This is a genomic window from Mesorhizobium xinjiangense (assembly GCF_009749525.1).
Lineage (GTDB): Bacteria > Pseudomonadota > Alphaproteobacteria > Rhizobiales > Rhizobiaceae > Mangrovimarina > Mangrovimarina xinjiangensis.
The window spans coordinates 26608-51562 of the sequence record NZ_WOAC01000018.1 but is presented as its reverse complement, the minus strand read 5'-3'; the positions used below and the strand labels follow the sequence as shown (position 1 = coordinate 51562).

The window sequence follows — 24955 nt, the reverse complement described above, 5'->3', positions numbered from 1 at the left end:
TTGAAGCAAAGATATGCGCGCAAGATCAATATGCTGAAACATGTCCCGCCCAAACGATTCCATTTGCGCGGGACATGTTCTAAGCGCAAGCCCGCCGCTCGGGGAGAGCGACGGGCTGCGGGTGGTGATCAAGAGGCTGTTCGGCCTTCGCCGTAGCGCAATGGCGCAACGGCGTTATTCCGGTTGTTTCATGAAGTCCGTTATACGCTGGGCCAACTCGGGATCGGTCTGGGCAGCCGTGATGACCTGATTGTATTCATCGACGGAGATGCCGTCCGTCGTCTCGACGGCTTCCATCATTTTCCCGGTGGCTTCCTGCTGCAATGTCGCTTGCTCTTCTTCTGAGCCGGTCGCTTGCAGCTTTTGGGCATATTCCTGCTGAACGGACTGAACCTTTACCAGCGCAACAGCGAAGGATTGCAGCTTCTCGTCGCCGAATTCCGCTGACTGAGCCGCCGGCGCTTGTGTTTCCTGCGCCATCGCTTGGGTCGCAAGACCGGCGGACATCGACAAGCAAGCCGCCGTGAGCAAGATTTTGAGACTGGTCCGAATTTTCACGAGTCAGATCCTTCCTGGGTAAGATGAAGATTTCAGTCGGGCCATTGTCCAGCACGCCGCGATGACAATGTGACGGTCCTTCTCAGTTTTGATTTCCGGCAAAAGGAAACCGTGACCGTTATGTGATCCGTTCAATTGAAAGCGCTCCGCACCGAAGCGGATATCTGTGCCCGTTGCGGCCTTTACATCGTGGCGATCCGCTCTTATAGAAAGCGATAAATCGGGAATTGCAGATATATGGAAAAGAAGACTGCGCTTGCCGCGCTCGCCGCACTCGGCCAGGAAACCCGGCTCGAAATCTTCCGGCTGCTGGTCAAGGCGGGGGCGGAGGGCATTCCGGCGGGCGAGATCGCTGCGTGTCTCGACACCGTGCAGAACACTGCCTCGACCCATTTGAAGATCCTCTCCCATGCAGGGCTGGTGCGGGCCGAGCGCGAGGGCCGTGTCATTCGCTATTTTGCCGACATGACCGGGTTCCGCGACCTGCTCGCCTACCTGATGGAGGACTGCTGCAACGGGGCGCCCGAGCTCTGCCGTCCTGTGATCGAAGCCGTAACGTGCAAATGTTAGGAGTTTTCCGATGAGCGACAGCCCGCTGAACGTCCTTTTCCTGTGTACCGGAAACTCGGCCCGGTCGATCCTTGCCGAGGCGATCGTGAACCGGGTGGGGGGAGACAGGTTCAAGGCCTTTTCCGCCGGCTCGCAGCCCAAGGGCGAGGTGCATCCCTACGCTCTGCAGCTTCTCGAGACGCTGAACCATGACACATCCGGATCGCAGAACGCTCAAACAGGCGCAGGTTGGCTGATCACGGCGCTGGGCATTGCCCAGATATGCTCGTGGGGGTCGCTCTTCTACAGCTTTCCCCTGATCGCCGAAGCCATGCGCGTCGACCTCGGCTGGTCGAAGCCGCAGATCTACGGCGCAGCAACCCTCGGCATGGCGCTGGCGGGTGTCGCGGCCTATCCGGTGGGCGCGGCGATCGATCGCGGGCGAGGGCGCTATGTGATGAGCCTTGCCGCCGTTGCCGCCGGTCTTTTGCTTCTGGCCTGGTCGCAGGTGGCCGACATCGTTGTCTTCTACGTCATCTTCGCGGGGATCGGCTGTCTTCAGGCTGCAACGCTCTACGAGCCCGCTTTCGCCGTGATCACCCGGCGCGTCGGCGCGGACAGGTCGCGGCGCGGCATAACCGCCGTCACGCTGTGGGGCGGCTTTGCCTCCACCGTCTTCATCCCCCTGATCCAGTTTCTGATCGATGCCTATGACTGGCGCGGCGCCCTCATGGTGCTCGGCGTGATCAACATCGTCGTCTGCGGCGGGCTTTACGGCTTTGCAATCGATCCGGCCAGGGACTTTCGGCTTCCGCCCCGCCATTCGCATGACGCGCCGGCGCTGGCCGGGCGCGAGGCCGTCGCCTGGGCCATTCGCCGGCCTGTCTTCTGGGCGCTGATGCTGGCCTTCGTCTCCTATGCCGCGGCCTTCTCGACGCTCACATTCCACCTTTACCCTTTGCTTCTGGAACGCGGCTTGAACGCGGCCGGCGTCGTCACCGTCATGGCCGTCATCGGGCCGGCCCAGGTGGCCGGCCGCATCCTGATCTGGCTGTTCGCGCCGCATGCGCCGGTCCGCTCGATCGGCTCGATGATCGTCATCATCTTCCCGCTTGCCGTGATCGGCTTCGCCTGGGCGCCGCCGCAGGTGGTCGTCCTCGCGGCGATCGCCGCCTTCTACGGCGCGGCCAACGGCATGATCACCATCGTGCGCGGCCTGGCGGTGCCGGGGATGGTCAGCCGCGAGGCCTATGGCGCCATCAACGGCGTCCTGGTCGCCCCGATGAACCTGATGCAGGCGCTCGCACCGCTGGCGGCCGCCTGGCTGTGGTCGCTGACAGGGGGCTATGGAGTCGTTCTGATCGCGGTGGGCATCGGCGCGACGACGCTGTGTGCCGGCTTCTGGAGCGCAGCGGCCCTGGCGCAGCATAGAAGCCGCATGGCGGTTTGATCCGCCCGCGGCGAACGCGCGCAAACTGTTTAGTCGCCGGCTTCTTTCGGATCCGGGGAGGGATGCTTCGAGGGCGTGCTTTCCGCGGCAAGCGCGATCTCGGCCTCGCGCACCCATTCGCGCCAGATGGCGACGAGCAGGGCCATCAGCACCGGACCGATGAACAAGCCGAGAAAGCCCATCGTCTTCACGCCGCCGATGAGGCCGAAGAAGGTCGGCAGGAACGGCAGGCTGATCGGGCCGCCGACCAGTTTCGGCCGGATCGTCTTGTCGACGACGAAGAGCTCGAGGCTGCCCCAGGCGAACAGTGCGACGCCGGCGATCGGCGATCCGCTGGCCACCAGATAGACCGACACCAGCGTCATGGAGAGCGGCGCGCCGCCGGGCACGAGCGCCATCAGGCCGGTCAGCACACCGAGCGTGACCGGGGAGGGGACGCCGGCGATCCAGTAGGCCGTGCCGAGCACGATGCCTTCGCCGACGGCGATCAGCGTCGTGCCCGTCACGGTCGAGCGGATGGTGGCCGGGACGACGCGTGATATGCGTTCCCAGCGCGCCGGCAGGATGCGCTCGCCCAGCCGGTCGAGCTGATCGGCGAAGGTATCTCCGTCCTTGTAGACGAAGAAGAGCACGATCATCATGAATAGCAGCGTCAGCACGATGTTGAACGCGCCCGAGCCGGTCGCCAGCAGGGCGCGGTAGATGTTGCCGATATTGGCGCCGCTGACGATCTGCGCCAGTTCGCCCAATGCGCCGGGATGGCCGATATGGCGCGTCCACTGCGCGTTGAGCCATTCGCCGACGATCGGCAGGTTGACGATCCAGTCCGGCGTCGGCGCACCCGTTTCGTTGGCCTCCACGGCCCAGCGGATCCAGACGCCGATCTCCTCGGCCGTGTAGCTGACGGCCAGCGTGATCGGCACCACGAGAAACAGCAGGATCATCAGGATGGCGAGGGTTGCCGCGAGCGCGCGGTTGCCGCCGAGCCGCTCCGGCAATGGACGGTAGAGCGGCCAGCTTGCAAAGCCGATGACGAGCGCGGCCAGCACCGGCACGAGGAAATCGTGGAAGAAATAGATCCCGGCTGCGACGACCAGGACGAGCAGCCAGCGGGCAGCCGAAAGCGGCGGGATCAGCGCTACCCGTTTCGAAATCGATGAGCCGAGCCAGGGTGGCTCCTGGGGGAGGACCGGACGATCCATGGTTGAGGGCCGCATTCCTGAACAGTCGCGACGTTGTCACGCAACGTCCGCCATTTGGCAAGCTGTGCCTGCCCGAAAGCGGCACCGGAGTCAAATGGCTTGCCGCGCTGCGCGGCCGCGAACTGGGGCTAACGGTGGGAGGATGGTCCTCTTGCGGGGCGCCTACGCCGTCTCCGGTGCCGCGCCCGTCACCTCGTAGATCCTGACCGCGGCGGTGCGGCCCTTGGCCTTGGTCGCACCGAGCGGGCGAAAGACGATGGCATCGCCGCAGCGCTTCACCGTCGCCTCGCTGGCCAGGATCACTGTTCCCTGCTTCTTGTTCATGCCTTCGAGCCGCGAGGCGAGATTGATCGTGTCGCCCATCGCCGTGTATTGCAGGCGCTCCTCCGCGCCGACGCTGCCGACCAGGGCCTGCCCGGTGTGGATGCCGTAGCGCGTGCGAAATTCCGGCAGGCCCTTGTCGCGCTGGTCGGCATTGAACTGTTTCAGCCGCTGCTCGACATCGAGCGCGCAGCGGCAGGCACGTTCGGCATGGTGCTCGTCGGCGACCGGAGCGTTCCACATGGCAAAGACGGAATCACCGAGGAACTGGATGATGGTGCCGTTATGCGCGTTGACCACCTCGCTGAAGATGTCGAAATAGTCCGACAGCATCGCCACCACGTCCTCGGGCGCATTCTTCTCGCTGATCGTCGTGAAATCGTAGATGTCGGTGAACAGCGCCGTCACCTCCTGGCGCCGCGCCGAGCGTCCGGAAAAGCGGCCGCTCTCCATGCCGCGGCGCACGAACTCCTTGGGCACATACATGGCGAAGCTGTGGATCGCATCGCGCGCCCGGTTCATTGCGCTGCCCAGCGTGTGGATCTCGCTTATGCGGGTCGGTACCTCGATCGGCGTGGCGAAATCGAGCTCCTTCAGCCGGTCGGCGCTGGCCGTCAGCGCGTCGAGCGATCTCGAAATGAGCCGCGCCAGAAAGAGCGCGATGACGACCGCCGCCGCGATGATTGCGGCCGACACCGCCAGGCCCTGGCGCAGTGCGGCAATGGTCGGGCCGAGCAATTCGTTCATGGGCGCGGCGATGAAGACGCGGTGACCGGAAAGCAGCACGCTGTCCTCGATCGCACGCGCCGTGACCAGATAGGGCTGGTCTCCGGCCGTCAGGTGAACGGGGTCGTCGCCGATATTGGCCTCAAGCACGGCGTGGACCAGCGGGTCCTCGATCACGCGTGCAACGGGCGCGTCCTGGCGCTCGAGGTCGATGCGGCGCATCATCGGCGGGTCGGAGTGGATGACGACGCGGCCATCCGGATTGGCGATGAAGATCGCCGTCTCCGGTGTGATGCGCTCGGCGTCGAGGAAGTCGAGAATGGTCTCGATCACCACGTCGGCGCCGACGACGATTTGCCGATTGCCGCGATGCGCCCGTGCGATCGCCATGCCGAGCGCCCCGGTGGTCGCCATGCGGTAAGGCCCGATGGAAACAGTCTCGCCGGAGCTGGCGCTGGCCTTGTACCATGGCCGCTGGCGCGGATCGAAGTCGGAGGCTGGCGGGCTGCGTTCGCCCATCGCCGTGCCGGCACCATCGAGAAAGACAAGTCTTTCGCGCCGGTCCGGATCGATCGCCGTCATCGTGCGGATGGCGATGCTTGCCTTCTGCGGCGCCTCGAGCGCCTGTTGCCAGGCAGGTGAAGCCAGCCGGATGGCGTGGAAGAAGGCGCCGTCGGGAAAGCCGACATAGATGCCGTCGAGGTTCGGCGCCAGGGCCAGCCCCTCGCGCACGATGTCGATCTTGCCCTGCATGAGGTCGGGCGGCGGTGCGAGAAAGGCCGCCGCCAGCTTGCTGATCAGCGTCACCGGCATCTGCGAATTGGCGGCGATCACGCCGAACCGGTCGACGAGGCGCGACGACAGCGCATGCATCGCCGATTCGGCGTTGGCGATCGCCTCGGCGCGGTTGCGGCGGTAGTCGAGCTGCACGAGCATGCCCGACACCGCCACGATCAGCGCCACCATGGCGAGGCCGAGCAGGGTGCGCAGCGGCCGGTTCCACACCTTTCGCGCCGGGCGCGCGCGATGCGTCTCGCCGTCTTCTTGTTCCTGCATCCTTGCGACACCTCAAGCACAACCCCAGGGCGGCGAATGATAGCCGACTGAAGGGTTGTCGGCGAGCCGTCGAATGCGCTTGTCCGCCTTTGCACAAGCAATGCTCGGCCGCCCAATACGGGCTGGCACTATTGCCGGACGGCGCTTGCTTGCATATTTACGCGGCCCGTCAAACACCAATCCCGGATGCGCGCGATGATCCAGACCCCCTATTACCTGATCGACAAGGCGAAGCTCGCCAGGAACATGGAGATCATCGAGCGCGTGCGCAGGGACTCCGGCGCCAAGGCGCTGCTGGCGCTCAAATGTTTCGCCACCTGGTCGGTGTTCGACTTCATGCGCCAATATATGGACGGCACCACCTCGTCGTCGCTCTACGAGGTTCGCCTCGGCCGTGAGAAGTTCGGCGGCGAGACGCATGCCTATTCCGTTGCCTATGGCGACAACGAGATCGACGAGGTCGTCTCGCATGCCGACAAGATCATCTTCAATTCGATCAGCCAGCTCGAACGTTTCGACGCACAGTCGGCCGGCATCACGCGCGGCCTGCGGCTCAATCCGCAAGTGAGCTCGTCGAGCTTTGACCTTGCCGACCCGGCCCGGCCGTTCAGCCGCCTGGGCGAATGGGATGCGGCAAAAGTCGAGCCCGTCATGGACCGCATCAGCGGCTTCATGATCCACAACAATTGCGAGAATGCCGATTTCGACCTGTTCGATCGCATGCTGGGCGACATCGAGGACAAGTTCGCGCCCCTGATGGCGAGGGCCGAGTGGGTGAGCCTCGGCGGCGGCATCCATTTCACCGGCGAGGGCTATCCGGTCGAGGCCTTTTGCGACCGGCTGAAGGCCTTTGCCGACCGCCATGGCGTGCAGGTCTATCTGGAGCCCGGCGAGGCGGCGATCACCAACAGCACGACGCTCGAAGTGACGGTGCTCGACCTGCTCGACAACGGCAAGGATCTGGCGATCGTCGACAGTTCCATCGAGGCCCATATGCTCGATCTGCTGATCTATCGCGAAAGCGCCAAGGTGACGCCGAACGAGGGCGCACACAGCTACGTGGTGTGCGGCAAATCGTGCCTTGCCGGCGACATATTCGGCGAATTCCGCTTTCCCGAGACGCTGAAGGTCGGCGACCGCATCTCCATCCAGGACGCCGCCGGTTACACTATGGTCAAGAAGAACTGGTTTAACGGCGTCAGGATGCCCTCGATCGCCATACGCGAGCTTGACGGCAAGGTGCGCCTTGTGCGCCAGTTCGACTACAAGGACTACGCGGAAAGCCTTTCGTGAAAAGTTTGACTAGGCACGGTAGAGCACTAGGCACGGTAGAGCAGGAGACAGAGCCCCGAAATGAAGAAAAACGTCCTCATCATTGGCGCCGGCGGCGTGGCGCAGGTCGTGGCCCATAAATGCGCCCAGAACAACGATGTGCTTGGCGACATCCATATCGCTTCGCGCACCAGGGAGAAGTGCGAGCGCATCATCGCCAGCATCAACGAGAAAAAGGCGATGAAACAGCCCGGCAAGCTGGAAGCGCACACGCTCGACGCGCTCGATATCGAGGCGACGAAAAGGCTGATCGAGCAGACCGGGACGCAGATCGTCATCAATGTGGGTACGGCGTTCCTCAACATGTCCGTGCTCAGCGCCTGTATCGACACGGGGGCGGCCTATATCGACACGGCCATCCATGAGGAGCCCGGCAAGATCTGCGAGACGCCGCCATGGTATGCGAACTATGAATGGAAATGTGCCGCCGAGTGCGAGGAAAAGGGCATCACGGCTGTTCTCGGGGCCGGCTTCGATCCGGGCGTGGTCAACGCCTATGCCCGGTTGGCCAAGGACGAATATCTCGACAAGGTGACCGACGTCGACATCGTCGACATCAATGCGGGCAGTCACGGCAAGTATTTCGCCACCAATTTCGATCCCGAGATCAATTTCCGCGAGTTCACCGGCGTCGTCTATTCCTGGCAGAACGGCCAGTGGCAGGAGAACCGGATGTTCGAGATCGGCAAGGAATATGACCTGCCGGTGGTCGGCAAGAGCAAAGCCTATCTGTGCGGCCATGACGAGGTCCACTCGCTTGCCAAGAACATGGATGGCGCGGATGTGCGCTTCTGGATGGGCTTCGGCGACCACTACATCAATGTCTTCACCGTCCTGAAGAATATCGGCCTCTTGTCGGAGAAGCCGGTCACGACGGCGGAAGGTCTCGAGGTCGTGCCGCTCAAGGTGGTCAAGGCGTGCCTGCCGGATCCGGCGTCGCTGGCGCCCGAATATGAGGGCAAGACCTGCATCGGCGACTTCGTGAAAGGCACCAGGGACGGCAAGGAGACCGAGGTCTTCATCTACAACGTTGCCGACCACAAGGACGCCTACAACGAGGTCGGCAGCCAGGGCATTTCCTATACGGCCGGCGTGCCGCCGGTCGCCGCCGCCATGCTGATCGCCAGGGGCGACTGGGATGTCGGCAAGATGGCCAATGTCGAGGAACTGCCGCCACGGCCCTTCCTCGGCCTGCTCAACCGCATGGGGCTGCCGACGCGCATCCGCGACGCCCAAGGCGACCGGGCGCTCGAATTCGAGGTCTGATCTAGCAGCGGCCGGCGAGGAAAGACCTCGCCGGCTTGATTGTGCTCACCGCCGGTCGGCGACCATGGCGATGGCCGGTGCGGCGGCGAGTGCCACGGTCGCCGCACAGGCGAAAAACACCCCGTAGCCGAGATATTCCGCCGCATAGCCGGCGAGGATGCCGCCGACCATGCTCACCAGCGCGTCCATGCACTGAAAAAGCGTGAAGTCGATGCCCGCCTGCCTGGGATCCGACCAGCGCATGAATTGCGCATAGAGTGCGACGAAGCCGAGAGCAAGAAAACCGGAGGAACTGGCGATCGCCACTGCGGCGAGCACGGGTCTTGGAATGCCGGCGACGAGGTCGTAGGCGGAAAAGAAGAAGAGCGCCGCGGCCTGCAGAATGACGGCCGACACCAGCACGGTGCGCATGCCCAATGGCCTGATCAGCGCGCCGCCGAGAAGGGCGGCGGCCACGCCGACGAACATCGACCCGACGCCGTTGAGCAGGCCGACGGTGGCGAGATCGAGCCCGGCATCGATCAGGAACGGACCGAGCATGCCGAGCGAGACCTTCTGGGCCACCACATAGAGTGCCGCAACCGTGAGACCGCGCCGGATTTCGGGGCGTTTCAAGGCGGCAGCAAGGGAGGGGATATGCTCGCGCGTCTCGACAATGTTTGCGCTTCTCGACCGCAGCATGAACGGCGTGCCGAGAACGACGAGCAGGCCCGCCATCGCCCATACGCCGGCCTGCCAGCCGAAATGGGCGACGAGCACCAGGAACAGGCCGGCGCCGATGGCCGAGCCGAGATAGGCGCCGCCGACCTGCGCGGCGTTGCCCCAGCCATGATACTGCTTGGCGAGGTTTTCCACCGCATAGCCGTCACAGGCGATGTCGACGGTGGAGGCGGCGAAGGCGACGATGGTCAGGGCAATCAGAACCGCGCTCAGCATGCCCGGTCCGATGGCGCCGACAACGAACAGACCCGCGACGCAGATCAACCCGCCGGCAAGCACGATCGTGCCGGAGCGGTTGCGGCCCAGGCGCGGCAGCCGGTAGCGCTCGACGAGCGGCGACCAGAGGAATTTGAGCGCCCAGGGCAGGGCGATCAGCGACAACAGGCCGACCCGGTCGAGCGAATAGCCCTGATCGCGCATGACGGCCGGCAGGCCGGACCAGGTGATGCCGCCGATGACGCTCTGGGCGACATAGAGTCCGCCGATCGCCGTGACCAGGGCGACCGGCGAGGCCGGAAGGCCGCTCTTCGGCGCGTCGTTCATCAGAAGCGGTAGCGCAGGCTGGCGAAGACCGAGCGGCCTTCGTCACGATAGCAATAGCCTGCCGAGCAGGTCTGCTTGCGTTCGTCGAACAGGTTCTTGGCATTGACCTGCAGCGACACGCCGTCCATCTCCGGCTTGAGATAGCCGAAATCATAGGACAGTGCGGCATCGACGAATGTGCGCGCCTCGTTCTTGAACGTGTTCTGGTCGTCGCCGTAGCTGTCGCCGACATAACGCACGCCGGCACCGAGCCCGAGACCTGCGAGCGCGCCGCCTTCGAACTTGTAATGGCCCCACAGCGAGAAGATGTCATTGGGTGTCGCGGACAGTTCCTTGCCTACGGTGCCTTCGGGGCCTTGCTCGATCTTCACGCGCAGATGTGTGTAGGAGGCAATGAGGCTCAACCCGTTGCCGAGCGAGGCGTTGGCCTCCAGTTCGAACCCGCGCGAGTTCATGTCGTATTGGCGTTGAATCTGAATGCCGTCGCCCGATGCGTCGAACACGCTGCCGTCTTCCTGGTCGATATCGAAATAGGCGGCGCTGACGACGGCGTTCATGCCGGGAATTTCGTACTTGACGCCGATTTCCTTCTGGGTGGCGATCGTCGGCCGGGCGGGCTGTCGACCCGACGCGTCCGTGACAAATCCGATATTGGGAGCGAACGAGGTGGAATAGTTGGCGTAGGGGATGATGCCCCATTCGGTGCGGTAGGACAGCCCGATCCTGCCCGAGAACGCGTCATCCTCTTGCCGGGTTTTGGCCTGTCCGGCCTCCGACGAGTCCGTCGCGACCCAATCATAGCGGCCGCTGGCGAACAGGGTGAAGTTGTTCCATTCCATCTGGTCGTGGAGGTAGATGCCGGTCTGGTTTGCCTCCTGGCCGCTATACGGAGCGAATGTTGCACTTCGAACGTCGTCCAGTGTGCCTGTCGCCGGCGTCATCTGGGCGTCATAGTACGTCCAGGCGTAGTCGACGCCGGCCACTGCCGTATGGCTGACCGGACCGGTATCGAATTCGATCTGCGCCATGTTGTCGACGATGAAGTTCTGCATGTCCTCCTTGTAGTGCTGCCAATAGCGCTGCAAGGGCAGGCCCGCGCCGATCGAATACAGGCCGCTATATTCGAGATCGGCGTCGATGGCGCTGTAGCGCAGGTTCTGGCGCAGGGTGAGCACATCGTTGACGCGGTGCTCGAATTCGTAGCCGATGCGTCCCTGCGTCTGGGCGAAATCATTCCAGGCCGGATCGCCGACATATGTGTCCGACAGGACACCCGAACCATCATAATGATAAATCGCGGTGCCGCCGGTGACCGAATGCGATATCGCGCCGAGCACCGTCAGCTTCGTGTCGGCGTCGGGCTGCCAGGTGACGGCAGGGGCGAGATAGAGCTTGTCGTCGGGATATCCGGGAAGCTCGGTGTCGCTTGAGCGACCGAGCCCGGTCAGACGATATAGAAGTGTGCCGTCCTCGTTGGCCGGCCCGGACAGATCGAACGCTGCCTGGTAGCGGTCATGCGAGCCGCCCAGCAGTTCGATTTCGCGGAACTGTTCTTCCTTGGGGCGCTTGGTGACGAGATTGACGATGCCGCCCGGGCCGCTGATCCCGTAGAGCGAGGAGGCGGGTCCCTTCAATATGGTTGCGCCCTCGATCCCGTAAGGCTCGGTCTTGAACCAGGCGGACAGGCCGTTGTACTGGCGCAGCCCGTCACGGAACACGCCGTTGTAGCCAGCCGGAAAGCCACGCAGGAAGAAGGCGTCATACCGGGTGTCGAAGCCGAAGGTGTTGGGATTGGCGCTCGCCGTATAGGTGAGCGCCTCGTTGAGCGTGCGCGGCTTCTGGTCCTCGATCTGGTCCTGCGTGATGACCGAGATTGCCTGCGGAATTTCGACGATGGGGGTGTCGACCTTGGTGCCGATGCGGTCTTCCATCGCCACATAGCCGTCCTGCACCAGAATGTCGTCGCTCTCGGCCTCGACGGTCAGCCGTTCGAGAACGGTGGTGTCCTGAGCGTAGGCTGCACCGATCGAAGCGATTATTGCGGCACTTCCCAGCAACACGATTTCGAGCCGGCTCATAGTCGAGCGCTTGCGCATATTCGAACCCCTGAATTGATATAAGCATGCTGCCGATGCCAAATTTGAGTGTTGTTATCAAGTTTAATTGCGGCCGGCCGCCTCATCCGGACGCCGGTGTTGCATATGGGCGACAGCGAGGTCGGTTCAGCGCGGTGTGACCATCGCCCTGTCTTCGGCGACGGCTTTCGTGATCCAGTCGCGAAAGGCGCGGATTTTCGGCACGTGGCGGCGGCGTTCGGGATAGACGAGCCAGTAGGCCAACCCGTCCGAGCAGGTGAGTTCGAAAGGCTGGACGAGGAGGCCCTGTTCGATCTCGTCGCGATAGAATGCCGGCGTGAGGATGGCGACGCCGCGGCCTGCGATCGCCGCGCGCGCTTCCAGGGCCTGAACGCCCATGACCGATGGTGGTCCCTTGTGCAGGCGTTCGGGCGCAACACCTGCAGCCTCCAGCCACAGCGTCCACCAGGGATCGTTGGCATCGAGGATCGGCAGGCGCAGCAGGTCGGCCGGTTCACGCACGCCGCCGATCGATTCGGCCAGGCGCGGGCTCAGCATTGGCGTGAAATTGGCCCCGACCAGCATGTGCCGGGCAAGGCCCGGCCAGTTGCCGGCGCCGGATCGCACGGCGAGATCCACGTCCTCCGTTTCGAAATCCGCCATGCGCTGGCTCGATTCCAGCCGCACGGCAAGATCGGGATGGAGCGCTTGAAACGTGCTCAAGTTCGGCGCCAGCCAATGCGTGGCGAAGGTCTGGGCCACCGAGACGGTCAAGACGCCCTCACTCGTGCCGCGCGCCTGTGCGTAAGCGGCGGCTATGCGTTCGAAGGCGTCGCTGACCGCGGGCGCCAATTGCCGTCCGGCAAATGTCAGGCTGACCTGCCGCGGTCGGCGCGTAAAGAGCGGCCGGCCCATGCGGTCTTCCAGAACCTTGATCTGATAGCTGATGGCGGCCTGGGTCATGCCGAGTTCGGCGGCGGCCTTGGTGAAGCTGCCGTGGCGCGCGGCGGCCTCGAAGGCGCGCAGAGCCGCCAACGGGGGAAGGTCGATCGCTCTCATGAATTAATTAGCCTTATGTATCCTGATCGATATTCAATTGGAACATAGGCGAAATCATACGCATCTTTGCGCAATCGGATCAATTGGCCTTGTGCCGAAACGAATGGGAGATTTCCCCATGAACACGATTGCGCATACGATCCACTGCAGGACGGCAGCATTGCTGGGCTCGCTTTTCCGGTGGCCGCAAGCGCGCCGCCGCAAGGCTGGACGGGTACCCGACGTCAGCTCGTTTCCGCCCGGCCTGGAATATGACATCGGCCTGCGCGATGTCCGTCCATCGCGGATGAAGAACTTTGTCGACTGATGCCTTGGCACCAGAATCGAGAGCCGTCTCAACCGGCCTGCAAAAGGTTGACGTGCGCCACAATCGGTTCCACGGTCGCAATTGCCCGTATGGCGCGGCCGTGGCGCGACGCAGCCGCGCATTGACAATGGAAGTGGCCGGCAGTCTATGTCCACGCGCGGCACGACCGCCGAGAGGAAACGACAGGCAAGGCAACTTCAGTGACGTCAAACATCGCCCTGACGGGGCTTGCCCGCGACCTGGCCGAGCGGGCGGAGCGAGGAAATCCGGTGCGCATCGGTGTCATCGGCTCCGGCGAAATGGGCACGGACCTGGTGACCCAGGGCATGCTGATGCCCGGCATCGAGATCTGCGCCATTTCCACCCGCAGGCCGCACACCGCGCGCGCCGCGATCCGCATCGCCTATGGCGATGAGGGCAGGGCGCATGAAGCCGGCACGGCCTCGCAGCTCAGTGCGGCCATCGAAGCCGGCAGGATCGCGGTTACATCCAACGAATTGCTGGTCACCAATCCGCTGATTGACGTCGTCATCGACGCCACCGGCAAGCCCGGCGTGGCGGCCGATTTCGACCTGATGGCGATGGAGCACGGCAAGCATGTCGTGATGATGAATGTCGAGGCCGACGTTACGATCGGCCCCTATCTGAAACAGGCCGCCGACCGGTTGGGCGTCGTCTATTCGCTGGGCGCCGGCGACGAGCCATCGTCCTGCATGGAACTGATCGAATTCGCCACCGCGCTAGGCTACCGCGTGGTCGCAGCCGGCAAGGGCAAGAACAACCCGCTCAACCATGACGCCGTGCCCGACGACTATGTCGAGGAGGCCACCCGGCGCAACATGAACCCGCGCATGCTGGTCGAGTTCGTCGACGGCTCGAAGACCATGGTCGAGATGGCCGCGATCGCCAATGCCACCGGGCTGGTGCCGGATGTTCCCGGAATGCACGGGCCGAAGGCCGACCGCGACGAGATGGTCAAGGTGCTGATCCCGCGCGAAGACGGCGGCATCCTCTCGCGAAGGGGCGTGGTCGACTATACGGTCGGCAAGGGCGTGGCCCCCGGCGTCTTCGTCATCGTCGAGGCGACCCATCCGCGCATCATCGAGCGCATGGACGACCTGCATATCGGCACGGGGCCCTATTATGCCTTCTTCCGCCCCTATCACCTAACCTCGCTGGAGGTGCCGCTGACGGCGGCGCGCATCATGCTTTCCGGCAAGCCCGACATGGTGCCGCTCGCGCGTCCGGTGGCCGAGGTCTGCGCGGTGGCCAAGCGCGACCTTGCGCCCGGCGAGACCTTCGATGCGATCGGCGAGACCTGCTACCGCTCATGGACCATGACGGTCAAGGATGCGCGCGCGGCCCGTGCGGTGCCCGTCGGCCTCCTGGAAGGCGGCAGGGTGACGAAGGCGGTGAAGAAGGGCGAGGTGCTGACGGCGGACAATGCGACGCCCGACACCACGACGCGGCTCTACGCGCTGCGCAAGATGCAGGACGAGATGCTTTACGGCGAGCCGGCCGCGCCCGTCGACGCCTGACCGGCAGCCTTGCTTACCCCAGTTCCACGCTGCGCTTGCGCGCCGCTTCCACCGCCTCGGTGACGAGGTCCGTCAGCCTGTCTTCGCCCATCAGCACGGCGAGCGCGGCGGCGGTCGTGCCGCCGGGGCTGGTGACCTGTTCGCGCAGCCTGCCGGGTTCCTCGCCGCTTTCGGCGGCGAGCGATGCGGCACCAAAGACGGTCTGCATGGCGAGCAGCTTGGCGATGTCGGCCGGCAGGCCGGCCTTCCCGCCCGCCGCCGTCAGCGCTTCGATGAAATGGAAGACATAGGCCGGGCCGGAGCCCGACACGGCCGTCACCGCATCCATCAGCGCCTCGTCGTCGACCGTCGCCACGCGGCCATTGGCCGACAGCAATTCGCCGACGAATTCACGGGCCTGTTCGCCGACATTCTTGTTGGAATACAGGACCAGCATGCCCTTGCCGATGGCCGCCGGCGTGTTGGGCATGCAGCGGATGACCGCAGTGTCGTTGCCCAGAAGATCCTCGAAGACCGCCACGCCGGTGCCGGCGGCGATCGACAGGAAGGTCGCGCCCTTTTTTGCCAGAGGGCGATAGGCGGGGACGACGTCGCGCATGACCTGCGGCTTGACGGCGAAGATGACGAGCAGCGGGCTGATATCCGAGGGCGCGTCACCGGCCGACGCGGCGGCGGCGACGCCGAGCCCGGCGGCGCGCTGGCGCAGATCGGCATTGGGCTCGACGACGAGCACCTCGCCCGCCTCGAGCCGGCCCGCCTTCAGCCAGCCGTCGAGCATGGCGAAACCCATATTGCCGCAACCGACCAGAACCACCTTCACCGACATGTTTCTCTCTCCCTCAAGATTGCGGCTTGTTCGCCCGTCCTTTTGAAGCGCACGGCCGGCAAAGGCAAGCTTTGACGGGGAACGGCACGGCATGGCGCAATTGAGGGGATGGTCGCCGGGCGATTTGTCGGATAAGGCGGGGCGCGCAACCGGGACTGAGCAAGGGGACGCCCATGGCCGAGATCATCGACGGCAAGTCAATCGCCGAAGACGTGGTGGCGAAGGTGAAGGAGGGCGCGGCCGCGCTCAAAGCCTCCAGCGGGACGGTGCCCGGCATCGCCGTCGTCATTGTCGGCGAGGATCCGGCGAGCCAGGTCTATGTCGCCTCCAAGTCGAGGAAGGCCAAGGAATGCGGCTTTCACTCCGTCCAGCATTCGCTGCCGGAAACGACCACCGAGGACGCGCTTCTCGGGCTTATCGGCGACCTCAATTCCGATCCGGCGATCCACGGCATCCTGGTGCAGCTTCCCCTGCCGGACCACATGAATTCGGGCCGCGTCATCCAGGCGGTGGCGCCTGAAAAGGATGTCGACGGCTTTCACTTCATCAATGTCGGCAAGCTCGGCACGGGGGAACTCGAAACCGCCTTCGTGCCGTGCACGCCGGCCGGCGCCATGGTGATGATCGAGCGTGCGCGCGGGCGCGACCTCTCCGGCCTCAACGCCGTCGTCGTCGGCCGTTCCAATATCGTCGGCAAGCCGATCGCCAACCTGCTGTTGAAGGCCAACGCGACCGTCACGATCGCCCATAGCCGCACGCACGAACTGCCTGCGCTCTGCCGCACTGCCGATATCCTGATCGCCGCCGTCGGCCGGCCGAAGATGATCGGCGGCGACTGGATCAAGCCCGGTGCCACCGTGATCGATGTCGGCATCAACCGCGTGCCGGCGCCGGAAAAGGGCGAGGGCAAGACCAGGCTCGTCGGCGACGTCGATTTCGTCGCGGCCGAGAAGGTCGCCGGCGCCATCACGCCGGTGCCGGGCGGGGTGGGTCCGATGACGATCGCCATGCTGATGGCCAACACGCTGACGGCGGCGGCGCGGGCGGCGGGCGCGGAAGTGCCGACGTTCTGACGCATGCCGGCGGGCAGGGGGCGAATGCCCATTGCGCCGGCGGCCGATTGCATTAGAACTTTCTATTCATGTCTGATCATGTGCTGCCCGAGCGGCAATTCGCCTTCCTGTTGGTCGACAAGTTCTCGATGTTCTCGCTCGCCGCGGCAATCGACGTCTTCCGCTCGGCCAACCGCCTGGCCGGCCGCGACTATTACGCCTGGATGACGGCCTCGCCCGACGGCGACCCGGTCGTCGCCTCCAACGGACTTCCCTTGAAGGTCGACTATGCGGTCGGCGACCTGCCGCCGGTCGACATCCTCTTCGCCTGCGTCGGGCTGGCGCTGGAATTTCCCGGCAAGAGCAAGGTGCTCGGCGCGCTGCGCTCGCGCGGCCGGCGCGGCGCTGCGCTCGGGGCGCTGTCGGTCGGCTCCTACCTTCTCGCAGAGGCCGGCCAGCTCGAGGGCCATCGCTGCACCATCCACTGGGAAAACCGCGCCGGCTTCGTCGAGCGCTTTCCCGAAATCGAGTGCACGGGCAATGTCTTCGAGATCGACCGCAAGCGCTATACCTGCGCCGGCGGCACGACCTCGATCGATCTGATGCTGGAGATCATCCGCTGCGATCTCGGCGCCGACCTCGCCAACCAGGTGGCCAACCAGTTCCACCACGAGCGCATTCGCGGCGACACCGACCGCCAGCGTGTCGGGCCGGAGCGCGATCTGACGGGAAAATCGGAGAAGCTGAAGCGGATCGTCGCGCTGATGGCGGAAAATCTCGACGAGCCGTGGTCTGCGGTCGAGCTCGCCAAGGCGGCGGGGCTCTCGGTGCGCCAGGTAGAGCGGCTGTTTTTGCGCCATCTCAACATGACGCCGGGGCGCTATTACATGCGGCTTCGGCTCGAACGGGCGCGCGAGCTTTTGCGCCAGACCAACCTGCCGATCCTCGACGTGGCAATCGCCACCGGCTTCACCTCGCATTCCTATTTCGCCCAGAGCTACCGGCTGCAATTCGGACGCCCGCCCTCGGAGGAACGCCGCACGACGTATTGAGGCCTCGGCAGGCTCGGCCCCTCGAGGGGCTCGGGGTGAGGGGACAATATCCTCGCGTCATCCCGGCCGGGCGAGCATCGCGAGCGCGAGCCGGGACCCATTGAGATGCGCGGCCGGGCGCTGTCGGCTCTGACACGTGCCAGGATGAGGCCCTTCGACACGCTCAGGAGGGCCGTGCTCGACGGGGTTCTTCCAATGGGTCCCGGATAGCCCTTCGGGCTTCCGGGATGACGGTGGTGGGGTATTCGCAAGGCGCGTCATCCCGACGGCGTACCCATGCCTATTCGTTCCCGCGCCTTTTCCGGCCGGGTGATGTCAAAGAACGGGAAGACGGGCGGTCGTCGAAACGCGTCCGAATTCTATTTTAATGCGATCCGAAGACCGCCCGTTCGGCGTCTTTTCCGGAGGTCCGCCGGGAATTCGTCCCGAGGCGGGGCAGCCTGTATCCAGAAGGATACTGGCTGCCCGGAGAACGGCCCAGCGCGCCCCGGATGGTTGGGGCCGCTGTTTGCGCCCGGCCGAACGTTACCGCCCGGACGGACGCTTTTTAAAACCGCCTCCTCAGCGGAACAACACTCCGGCCGCAGGCCCGGCTACGTCCTCCGGACCGGCGGCGCCGTCCCGCCTCCGCACCCGCACCGTCGCGCCGGCGCGATCCCGAAGAGACGGGCAGGTCGAGGATATGGCGGGTGGAAAGAGCGTGGAAATAATTGGGCAAATTTTGGTGCAATCACGAGGAGTTAGGACTGGAATGCGGCTGTCCTCGGGATTGGCTGAAATGCATAGAGGCCATCCAGTAGGCCAATTTCGGGTGGTGCCGGGGATGCCGCGACTGGAGTCGGGAAGCGCTGGGGACGGATGCAGTGTGTCTGGGTTCAGCGCTGATGGGTTGAAGAAATGTGCATAGAGGCAAGCAATGCCTCCCGCAAATGTTGCGAACTTCAGCGTCCAGATGCAAATTACTTGACAGAATCACTGGAGGGTGGGAGCACATGTACAGCTTACGCGAGAAGCACAGTTCGTGCTTGGTCCGACGCTCCGTCAGACCTCAATTGATTGCTAGGTTTTTTCCGGTGTGGAACAACGCGGTGTCTTACCGCCTTGATAGGACGCTCCGCTCGGTAAAACCCCTCGTTCTTCCACACCTCCAAGGGTAAGTGATAGTCGGAGGCGACATAGTCGACTTAGTCGACCGGATCGACCTTGGTACGATCCATGTCAAAGCGCCGAGTTCGCTGATCTTTCTGTGTGGCGGAAAGACGGACGTGACTCAGCCAAGGCCCATTTCTCTGCGTGAAGCCTTTACGCGCATCTATACCGCGGCAGACTTGCGGCAGTACTACACTATCATGCCCGAAGATCTCAGAATCTTTCCCCCTCACGGGCAATACAAGGACATACTGAGTTTCGAGACTGAATTCGCTGAGATTGTAGACTTGGTCATCCTCTTCTCCGAGAGCAACGGCAGCTTTACCGAACTCGGCGCTTTCGCGATGATTGAGGAGATCGCGGAGCGCCTGCTCGTGGTCATTGACGACGAAAGCTACAACGCGGACTCATTTATTCGGCTTGGCCCAGTCCTTTACCTTCAAAACAATATCGGTCAGTCGTCCGTCTGCGTGGTCGACCGCAACGATATCAGCATCAGGAGCATCCGGGATGTAAGCGACCTTAACCTTAGGGTGTTCGAAAACCGCATTGTCACGGCAATCAATGCTCGGAAGAGCGAGGTAAAGGAGCCGACCACTTTCGACCCCGAAAGGCCGGGCCACATAATTAAGCTCATTGTCGGCCTCATCCAACACTACTCGGCGCTGACATTTGAGGAGATCGAGACGCTCGTAGGTCCATTCCAGGTCAACCTGAAAGCGGGGAAGCTGGACGACTACCTCCTCTGCGCGACAAGCGCAGAATGGATCAAAAAAGATCGAAGGGGCTTTATCGACTACTACTGCGCCGTGCCCAACAAGGGGAACGCGATCGAATACAAGCTGAAGAAAGATGCTTCGGTCGAGCCGCGAGACCGTTGGCGAGCACAGATAAGCGAATACTGGAAGGCGCACGACGACGCGCGCTTCAGCGCGATCCAAGCTGCATTGAAAGGTGTTGCCAGATGAGCATCATCGACATCCTATCCTTCGAATCGGGACTGGAAGCGACAACAGTCGAGCGAATCATCCGCAATGCTCCCCTCCGGTACAAAACATACCAAATCCCGAAGCGCTCTGGTGGCTCTAGAACGATCTCCCAACCGGCGCGCGAAGTAAAAGTCCTACAACGGGCGCTGAGCGACGTATTACTCCGCGTATTGCCCGTGCACGAAGCAGCGACGGCATATCGACCGGAGATGTCTATCAAGGACAACGCCTTGCGGCATGCTGGGGACGGGCCGATCCTCAAGATGGATTTCAAGGACTTCTTCCCATCGATCAAGCCGCGTGATTGGACATTGTACTGCAAAGAGACTGGCGCTCTCACCGACCCGGTCGATGTACGGCAAACTGCCCTTCTGCTGTTCCAGCGTCCAAAGGGCAGCGCTGTCATGCGCTTGGCCATCGGCGCCCCCTCATCTCCATTCGTATCAAATGCCCTACTTTACGAGTTCGACAAGCGAATCGCGGCCGAAGTGGCAAGAGATCATGTCACCTATACGCGGTACGCCGACGATCTGACCTTCTCCGCGCCTAGGACGGGCTACCTGGTCAATGTGGAGAAGATGGTCAGAACGACGCTCGCCGGACTGGAATACCCTAAACTGCTCATCAACGGTCAAAAAACCACCCGCATCACTAGGAAGTATGGTCGGCGAGTCACTGGCCTGACGCTCACCAATGATGGCCGTGTCTCGATAGGACACGAGCGCAAGCGTATCCTCCATGCGCAAGTCCACAGCGCCACTAAAGACCTACTCGACAACGACCAGATCGCTGAATTGAAAGGCATGCTCGGCTTCGTGAACAGCGTCGAACCGCAGTTCCTAGACGTGCTGCGGCGTCGCTACGGTCATTCCATCATAACATTTATCCAGCGCTTCGAATCCAACCCGCCGACCTTGGATTTGCTCGAATGAGCTTCGGGTCAGGAATTGGCTATTAGAACCCGACGAGACCCATCTTCCACCCTAAGTTTCCTTTGGTCTAAACGTTGCGGGCAGCAATTTGGCGTTGAAATGGCTGCTTTTTCGGAGCCTCGTCCGTTAGCAGACAGTCCCCTCCCAGCCCCAAACACGACGCCGATTTTCAGGCCCTCAACGTCCTCACGCTCCCCCTCAAAACACCGCCGCGCCTTCGTCTGCCCGTCCGGCCAGCTCCCTGAACCCGGCGAAGAGCTCGCGGCCGAGGCCGTGTTCATTGGCCGAAAGATCCGGCGCCGGGGCCGGGCGGCGCTCGAGCTCGGCCTCATTGACGAAGGCTTCGAGGATGCCCGCCTCGCCGTCGACGCGGATCATGTCGCCGGTGTCGATCCGGCCGATCGGCCCGCCGTCGATCGCCTCGGGTGTGACATGGATCGCTGCCGGGACTTTTCCGCTGGCGCCCGACATGCGGCCGTCGGTGACGAGTGCAACCTTGTGCCCGCGGTCCTGCAGCACGCCGAGCACGGTGGTCAGGCGGTGCAGTTCCGGCATGCCGTTGGCCTTTGGCCCCTGGAAGCGCACCACGGCGACGAAATCGCGGTCGAGGCGACCCTCCTTGAAGGCGGCGTTGAGCTCTTCCTGGCTGTCGAAGACGATGGCCGGCGCCTCGATGACGCGGCGCTCGGGCTTGACCGCCGATGTCTTGATGATGGCGTGGCCGAGATTGCCCGACATCACCTTCAGCCCGCCCGTCGCCTGGAAGGGCTTTTGGTGCGTCGTCAGCACTTTTGCGTCGCCGCTTTTCTCCGGCGAGGGCTGGCGGATGACCTGGCCGTCCTTGCCGAGCTTCGCCTCCACCGTATAGGGCGCGAGGCCTTCGCCCCAGACGGTCGAGACGTCCTCGTGCAGGAGCCCGGCGGCGAGCAGTTCGCGGATCAGGAAACCCATGCCGCCGGCGGCGTTGAAATGGTTCACGTCGGCCAGCCCGTTCGGATAGACGCGGGCGAGCAGCGGCACGGCTTCGGAAATGTCGGCAATGTCCTGCCAGGTGAGCTTGATGCCGGCGGCGGCCGCCATGGCGATCAGGTGGATCGTGTGGTTGGTCGAGCCGCCGGTGGCGTTGAGGCCGACGACGCCGTTGACGATCGAGCGCTCGTCGATCATGCGCCCGGCGGGGCGGTAGTCGTTGCCGAGCGCGGTGATTTCGAGCGCGCGTCTGGCGGCTTCCTTCGTCAGCGCGTCCCTGAGCGGCGTGCCCGGATTGACGAAGGAGGCGCCGGGCAGGTGCAGGCCCATGATCTCCATCAGCATCTGGTTGGAATTGGCCGTGCCGTAGAAGGTGCAGGTGCCGGGCCCGTGATAGGACTTCGATTCGGCCTCAAGCAGTTCGTCGCGGCCGACCTTGCCCTCGGCATAGAGCTGGCGGATCCGCGCCTTCTCGTCGTTCGGCAGGCCGGAGGTCATGGGGCCGGCTGGGATGAAGATGGCGGGCAGATGGCCGAAGGTCAGCGCGGCGGTGACGAGGCCCGGCACGATCTTGTCGCACACGCCCAGATAGACGGCGGCGTCGAACATGTCGTGGCTCAGGCCGACGGCGGCGGCCATGGCGATCAGGTCGCGCGAAAACAAGGACAGCTCCATGCCCGGGCGGCCCTGCGTGACGCCGTCGCACATGGCCGGCACGCCGCCGGCGACCTGGGCCACGCCGCCCGCCTCGTGCGCGGCGGCCTTGATGAGCGCGGGGAAGGTCTCGAAGGGCTGATGCGCCGACAGCATGTCGTTATAGGCGGTGATGATGCCGAGATTGGCCACGCGGTCGGCCGAAAGCGCGGCCTTGTCGGCCGGGCCGCAGGCGGCGAAGCCGTGGGCGAGGTTGCCGCAGGACAGCACCTGGCGGTGCGGGCCGCGGCCGGCGGCCTCGTCGATGCGGGCGAGATAGAGCTCGCGCGAGGGTTTCGAGCGCTCGCGGATGCGGGTGGTGACGGCTTCGATGGCGGCTGTGGCGGTCATTTTGGCTGAGCCTCCGGGGCTTGTTGTCAGGCGGCGTGGGAGGGCGCCCAGACTATTGTGACGGGAAATTGGGCACGGTCGATGACTGTGCGGATCGGCAGGTCGGAGCCGGCCGGTGAAAGGGCCTCGTCGAGAACGGCCTTCTTGGCCGTGCCCTCGATATGCAGCACGACGAGCCGTGCGGCGGCGATCGTCGGCAGCGTCAGCGTCAGGCGCGGCTCGCCGCCGGCCTTTGTGTCGACGGCCATGACGCGGGCGGGATTTTGCGGCGAAAGTAGCGTGTCGAGATTGGCCGCGTCGGGAAAGAAGGAGGCGGTGTGGCCGTCGCTGCCCATGCCGAGCACCAGCGCGTCGAAGGGCAGGGGAAGGGCGGCGATCGCTGTGTCGGCCACAAGGGCGGCGGCGTCCGGTGTCGGCGCGTCGGTGAAGAGCGGTACGAAGCGGGCGGCGGCGGCCTTGCCCTGAAGCAGGATGCGGCGCACCAGGGCCTCGTTGGAGCGCGGCGAGGCGGGCGGCACGAAACGCTCGTCGACCAGCGTGACGGTGACCTTCGACCAATCGATCGGCTGTGCGGCAAGGGCGGCGAAGAAGCGCTCGGGCGTCGTGCCGCCGGAAACGGCCAGCGTTGCGTGGCCGCGTGCGGCGATCGCCGTGTCGAGCTGCCCGGCGATGCGTTCGGCCAGCGCCTGCGCCAGTCGTTCGGGCGAGGGGAAGGTCTGAAGCGTCGCTTGTCCGTCGGGCATCACACGCTCTCGTGCCATGTCCTGCCGTCGCGCTCGATCAGCGCGATGGAGCCGGACGGCCCCCATGTTCCGGCGGTGTAGCCCTGGGCGTCCTGGTGCGAGTCCTCCCAGGCGCCGAGGATCGGATCGATCCATTTCCACGCCGCCTCGACCTCGTCGCGGCGCATGAACAGCGTCTGGTTGCCGCGCACCACATCCATCACCAGCCGCTCATAGGCATCCGGGTTGCGCACGTCGAAGGATTCGGCAAAGCTCATGTCGAGCGGCACATGGCGCAGCCGCATGCCGCCGGGGCCGGGGTCCTTGATCATGATCCACTGCTTCACACCCTCGTCGGGCTGCAGGCGGATGACGAGCTGATTGGCGAAGACCTCGCCGGCGCCCTCGCCGAAGATCGAATGCGGGATCGGCTTGAACTCGATGACGATCTCGGAGACGCGCGCGGCGAGCCGCTTGCCCGTGCGCAGATAGAACGGGATGCCGGCCCAGCGCCAGTTGGCGATCTCGGCCTTGATGGCGACGAAGGTCTCGGTGGTGCTGGAGCCGTTGGCGAGTTCCTCGACATAGCCCTTGACCGCGCCGCCGGCCGACGCGCCGGCCCGGTATTGGCCGCGCACGGTCAGCTTGCCGGCCTCGGTGTCGCGGATCGGCGTCAGCGAGCGCAGGACCTTGAGCTTTTCGTCGCGCACCGCGTCGGCCTCCATCGAGGCGGGCACCTCCATGGCGACGAGGCAGAGAAGCTGCAGCAGGTGGTTTTGCACCATGTCGCGCAGCGCGCCGGCCTTGTCGTAGTAGCTGACGCGGTCTTCGAGCCCCACCATCTCGGCCACGGTGATCTGCACATGGTCGATATGGGCCGAGTTCCACAGAGGCTCGTAGAGCGCATTGGCGAAGCGCAGCGCCATCAGGTTCTGCACCGTTTCCTTGCCCAGATAATGGTCGATGCGGAAGACCTGGTGCTCCTCGAACACTTGGCCGATCGCGTCGTTGACGTCGCGGGCCGAGGCGAGGTCGCGCCCGATCGGCTTTTCGACCACGATGCGTGCCTGGGGCGTCGCCAGGGCGTGCGTCTTGAGATTGGCGCAGATGTCGCCGAACAGCGCCGGCGCCACCGCCATGTAGAAGACGCGGATGCGCGGGCTGTCACCGAGCGTGGCCGCCAACGCCTCGAAGCCGTCGCCCGATTTGGCGTCGATGGCGACATAGGAGAGCCTTGCCAGGAAGGCGTCAAGCTCGGTCCCGTCGATCTCGTCGGCCCTGACATGCTCGGTGATCGCCTTGCGGGCGAATTCACGGTAGTCCTCGTCGCCCAGCTTCGAGCGCGAGGCGCCGATGATGCGCGTCGGCTCGGAAAACTGCCCCGCCTTCTGGCGCTGATAGAGCGCCGGCAGAAGCTTGCGCTCGGCCAGGTCGCCGGTGCCGCCGAAGGCGATGAAGTCGAAAGGCTCGACGGGTATGGTCTGGCTGGTCATGTCATATCCAATCCTGCGGCAACGC

20 protein-coding genes are annotated in these 24955 nt (G+C 64.1%); 10 read left to right on the top strand and 10 right to left on the bottom strand.

Annotated features, from left to right (window positions below):
* Positions 1-174: 174 nt before the first annotated feature.
* Positions 175-558, bottom strand: coding sequence for a DUF4168 domain-containing protein (locus tag GM909_RS18630; RefSeq protein WP_157018632.1), 384 nt, complete (start codon positions 556-558; stop codon positions 175-177).
* A 237-nt stretch (positions 559-795) separates the two neighbouring features.
* Between GM909_RS18630 and GM909_RS18625 the strand changes: the two genes are divergently transcribed.
* Both GM909_RS18625 and GM909_RS18620 read left to right on the top strand, forming a co-directional pair.
* Positions 796-1128 (top strand): ArsR/SmtB family transcription factor, encoded by a 333-nt coding sequence (locus GM909_RS18625; protein ID WP_157018630.1) that lies wholly within the window; start codon positions 796-798, stop codon positions 1126-1128.
* Between the two features lie 10 nt (positions 1129-1138).
* Positions 1139-2557 (top strand): MFS transporter, encoded by a 1419-nt coding sequence (locus GM909_RS18620; protein WP_157018628.1) that lies wholly within the window; start codon positions 1139-1141, stop codon positions 2555-2557.
* A gap of 29 nt (positions 2558-2586) precedes the next feature.
* Here the strand turns inward: GM909_RS18620 and GM909_RS18615 are convergent, their stop codons facing one another.
* Entirely contained in the window at positions 2587-3759 is a 1173-nt protein-coding gene (locus GM909_RS18615) for an AI-2E family transporter (RefSeq protein ID WP_157018626.1), read from the bottom strand.
* Between the two features lie 162 nt (positions 3760-3921).
* Positions 3922-5862 (bottom strand): adenylate/guanylate cyclase domain-containing protein, encoded by a 1941-nt coding sequence (locus GM909_RS18610; RefSeq protein WP_157018624.1) that lies wholly within the window; start codon positions 5860-5862, stop codon positions 3922-3924.
* A gap of 195 nt (positions 5863-6057) precedes the next feature.
* On the opposite strand from GM909_RS18610, the gene nspC reads away from it, so the two are divergent.
* Positions 6058-7155, top strand: coding sequence for a carboxynorspermidine decarboxylase (gene nspC / locus GM909_RS18605; RefSeq protein WP_157018622.1), 1098 nt, complete (start codon positions 6058-6060; stop codon positions 7153-7155).
* A 60-nt stretch (positions 7156-7215) separates the two neighbouring features.
* Positions 7216-8460 (top strand): saccharopine dehydrogenase family protein, encoded by a 1245-nt coding sequence (locus tag GM909_RS18600; RefSeq protein ID WP_157018620.1) that lies wholly within the window; start codon positions 7216-7218, stop codon positions 8458-8460.
* A 45-nt stretch (positions 8461-8505) separates the two neighbouring features.
* Here GM909_RS18600 and GM909_RS18595 read toward each other — a convergent pair whose 3' ends face one another.
* The 3 genes from GM909_RS18595 to gcvA form a co-directional block, all read right to left on the bottom strand.
* The gene (locus tag GM909_RS18595) at positions 8506-9723 is read right to left on the bottom strand and encodes an MFS transporter (protein ID WP_157018619.1); all 1218 of its coding nucleotides are present in this window, start codon (positions 9721-9723) and stop codon (positions 8506-8508) included.
* On the bottom strand, positions 9723-11819 hold the full coding sequence (locus tag GM909_RS18590) for a TonB-dependent siderophore receptor (protein ID WP_157018617.1): 2097 nt from the start codon (positions 11817-11819) through the stop codon (positions 9723-9725). The genes GM909_RS18595 and GM909_RS18590 overlap by 1 nt, the downstream gene beginning before the upstream one ends.
* A 126-nt stretch (positions 11820-11945) precedes the next feature.
* The gene (gene gcvA, locus GM909_RS18585; protein ID WP_157018615.1) at positions 11946-12857 is read right to left on the bottom strand and encodes a transcriptional regulator GcvA; all 912 of its coding nucleotides are present in this window, start codon (positions 12855-12857) and stop codon (positions 11946-11948) included.
* Positions 12858-12975: 118 nt separating this feature from the next.
* On the opposite strand from gcvA, the gene GM909_RS18580 reads away from it, so the two are divergent.
* Positions 12976-13164: a hypothetical protein gene (locus tag GM909_RS18580; protein ID WP_157018613.1), complete on the top strand. Its 189-nt coding sequence runs from the start codon at positions 12976-12978 to the stop codon at positions 13162-13164.
* Between the two features lie 200 nt (positions 13165-13364).
* Positions 13365-14702, top strand: coding sequence for an NAD(P)H-dependent oxidoreductase (locus GM909_RS18575; RefSeq protein ID WP_157018611.1), 1338 nt, complete (start codon positions 13365-13367; stop codon positions 14700-14702).
* 13 nt (positions 14703-14715) lie between these two features.
* Here the strand turns inward: GM909_RS18575 and proC are convergent, their stop codons facing one another.
* Positions 14716-15528 carry a pyrroline-5-carboxylate reductase gene (gene proC, locus GM909_RS18570; protein ID WP_157018609.1) on the bottom strand — a complete coding sequence of 271 codons (813 nt, stop codon included), beginning with the start codon at positions 15526-15528 and terminating at the stop codon, positions 14716-14718.
* A 173-nt stretch (positions 15529-15701) separates the two neighbouring features.
* Between proC and GM909_RS18565 the strand changes: the two genes are divergently transcribed.
* The 4 genes from GM909_RS18565 to GM909_RS18550 all read left to right on the top strand — a co-directional run bounded on the left by GM909_RS18565 (position 15702) and on the right by GM909_RS18550 (position 20702).
* A complete protein-coding gene (locus GM909_RS18565) occupies positions 15702-16601 on the top strand; it encodes a bifunctional methylenetetrahydrofolate dehydrogenase/methenyltetrahydrofolate cyclohydrolase (RefSeq protein WP_157018607.1) in 900 nt (299 codons plus the stop codon).
* Positions 16602-16669: 68 nt separating this feature from the next.
* Positions 16670-17632, top strand: a complete 963-nt coding sequence (locus GM909_RS18560) for a GlxA family transcriptional regulator (protein ID WP_157018605.1) — start codon at positions 16670-16672, stop codon at positions 17630-17632.
* Between the two features lie 1157 nt (positions 17633-18789).
* A complete protein-coding gene (locus GM909_RS25820) occupies positions 18790-19749 on the top strand; it encodes a retron St85 family effector protein (protein WP_198174308.1) in 960 nt (319 codons plus the stop codon).
* The gene (locus GM909_RS18550) at positions 19746-20702 is read left to right on the top strand and encodes a retron St85 family RNA-directed DNA polymerase (RefSeq protein ID WP_198174307.1); all 957 of its coding nucleotides are present in this window, start codon (positions 19746-19748) and stop codon (positions 20700-20702) included. Before GM909_RS25820 ends, GM909_RS18550 begins: the two co-directional genes overlap by 4 nt.
* A gap of 198 nt (positions 20703-20900) precedes the next feature.
* On the opposite strand, the gene edd is transcribed toward GM909_RS18550, so the two are convergent.
* The 3 genes from edd to zwf are packed head-to-tail and all read right to left on the bottom strand — an operon-like array spanning position 20901 to position 24930.
* On the bottom strand, positions 20901-22715 hold the full coding sequence (gene edd / locus GM909_RS18545; protein ID WP_157018599.1) for a phosphogluconate dehydratase: 1815 nt from the start codon (positions 22713-22715) through the stop codon (positions 20901-20903).
* A gap of 26 nt (positions 22716-22741) precedes the next feature.
* Positions 22742-23458, bottom strand: coding sequence for a 6-phosphogluconolactonase (pgl, locus tag GM909_RS18540; protein ID WP_157018597.1), 717 nt, complete (start codon positions 23456-23458; stop codon positions 22742-22744).
* Positions 23458-24930 (bottom strand): glucose-6-phosphate dehydrogenase, encoded by a 1473-nt coding sequence (gene zwf / locus GM909_RS18535; RefSeq protein ID WP_157018594.1) that lies wholly within the window; start codon positions 24928-24930, stop codon positions 23458-23460. Before zwf ends, pgl begins: the two co-directional genes overlap by 1 nt.
* Between the last annotated feature and the right edge of the window lie 25 nt (positions 24931-24955).

What these genes read in the sequence shown, in the direction of transcription:
- edd (WP_157018599.1), bottom strand. Translation starts at nt 22,715, where the DNA reads ATGACCGCCACAGCCGCCATCGAAGCCGTCACCACCCGCATCCGCGAG.
- nspC (WP_157018622.1), top strand. Translation starts at nt 6,058, where the DNA reads ATGATCCAGACCCCCTATTACCTGATCGACAAGGCGAAGCTCGCCAGG.
- GM909_RS18565 (WP_157018607.1), top strand. Translation starts at nt 15,702, where the DNA reads ATGGCCGAGATCATCGACGGCAAGTCAATCGCCGAAGACGTGGTGGCG.
- GM909_RS18600 (WP_157018620.1), top strand. Translation starts at nt 7,216, where the DNA reads ATGAAGAAAAACGTCCTCATCATTGGCGCCGGCGGCGTGGCGCAGGTC.
- GM909_RS18620 (WP_157018628.1), top strand. Translation starts at nt 1,139, where the DNA reads ATGAGCGACAGCCCGCTGAACGTCCTTTTCCTGTGTACCGGAAACTCG.
- GM909_RS18625 (WP_157018630.1), top strand. Translation starts at nt 796, where the DNA reads ATGGAAAAGAAGACTGCGCTTGCCGCGCTCGCCGCACTCGGCCAGGAA.
- GM909_RS18580 (WP_157018613.1), top strand. Translation starts at nt 12,976, where the DNA reads ATGAACACGATTGCGCATACGATCCACTGCAGGACGGCAGCATTGCTG.
- GM909_RS18590 (WP_157018617.1), bottom strand. Translation starts at nt 11,819, where the DNA reads ATGCGCAAGCGCTCGACTATGAGCCGGCTCGAAATCGTGTTGCTGGGA.
- pgl (WP_157018597.1), bottom strand. Translation starts at nt 23,458, where the DNA reads ATGCCCGACGGACAAGCGACGCTTCAGACCTTCCCCTCGCCCGAACGA.
- GM909_RS18610 (WP_157018624.1), bottom strand. Translation starts at nt 5,862, where the DNA reads ATGCAGGAACAAGAAGACGGCGAGACGCATCGCGCGCGCCCGGCGCGA.
- GM909_RS18550 (WP_198174307.1), top strand. Translation starts at nt 19,746, where the DNA reads ATGAGCATCATCGACATCCTATCCTTCGAATCGGGACTGGAAGCGACA.
- GM909_RS18595 (WP_157018619.1), bottom strand. Translation starts at nt 9,723, where the DNA reads ATGAACGACGCGCCGAAGAGCGGCCTTCCGGCCTCGCCGGTCGCCCTG.
- proC (WP_157018609.1), bottom strand. Translation starts at nt 15,528, where the DNA reads ATGTCGGTGAAGGTGGTTCTGGTCGGTTGCGGCAATATGGGTTTCGCC.
- gcvA (WP_157018615.1), bottom strand. Translation starts at nt 12,857, where the DNA reads ATGAGAGCGATCGACCTTCCCCCGTTGGCGGCTCTGCGCGCCTTCGAG.
- GM909_RS18615 (WP_157018626.1), bottom strand. Translation starts at nt 3,759, where the DNA reads ATGGATCGTCCGGTCCTCCCCCAGGAGCCACCCTGGCTCGGCTCATCG.
- zwf (WP_157018594.1), bottom strand. Translation starts at nt 24,930, where the DNA reads ATGACCAGCCAGACCATACCCGTCGAGCCTTTCGACTTCATCGCCTTC.
- GM909_RS18560 (WP_157018605.1), top strand. Translation starts at nt 16,670, where the DNA reads ATGTCTGATCATGTGCTGCCCGAGCGGCAATTCGCCTTCCTGTTGGTC.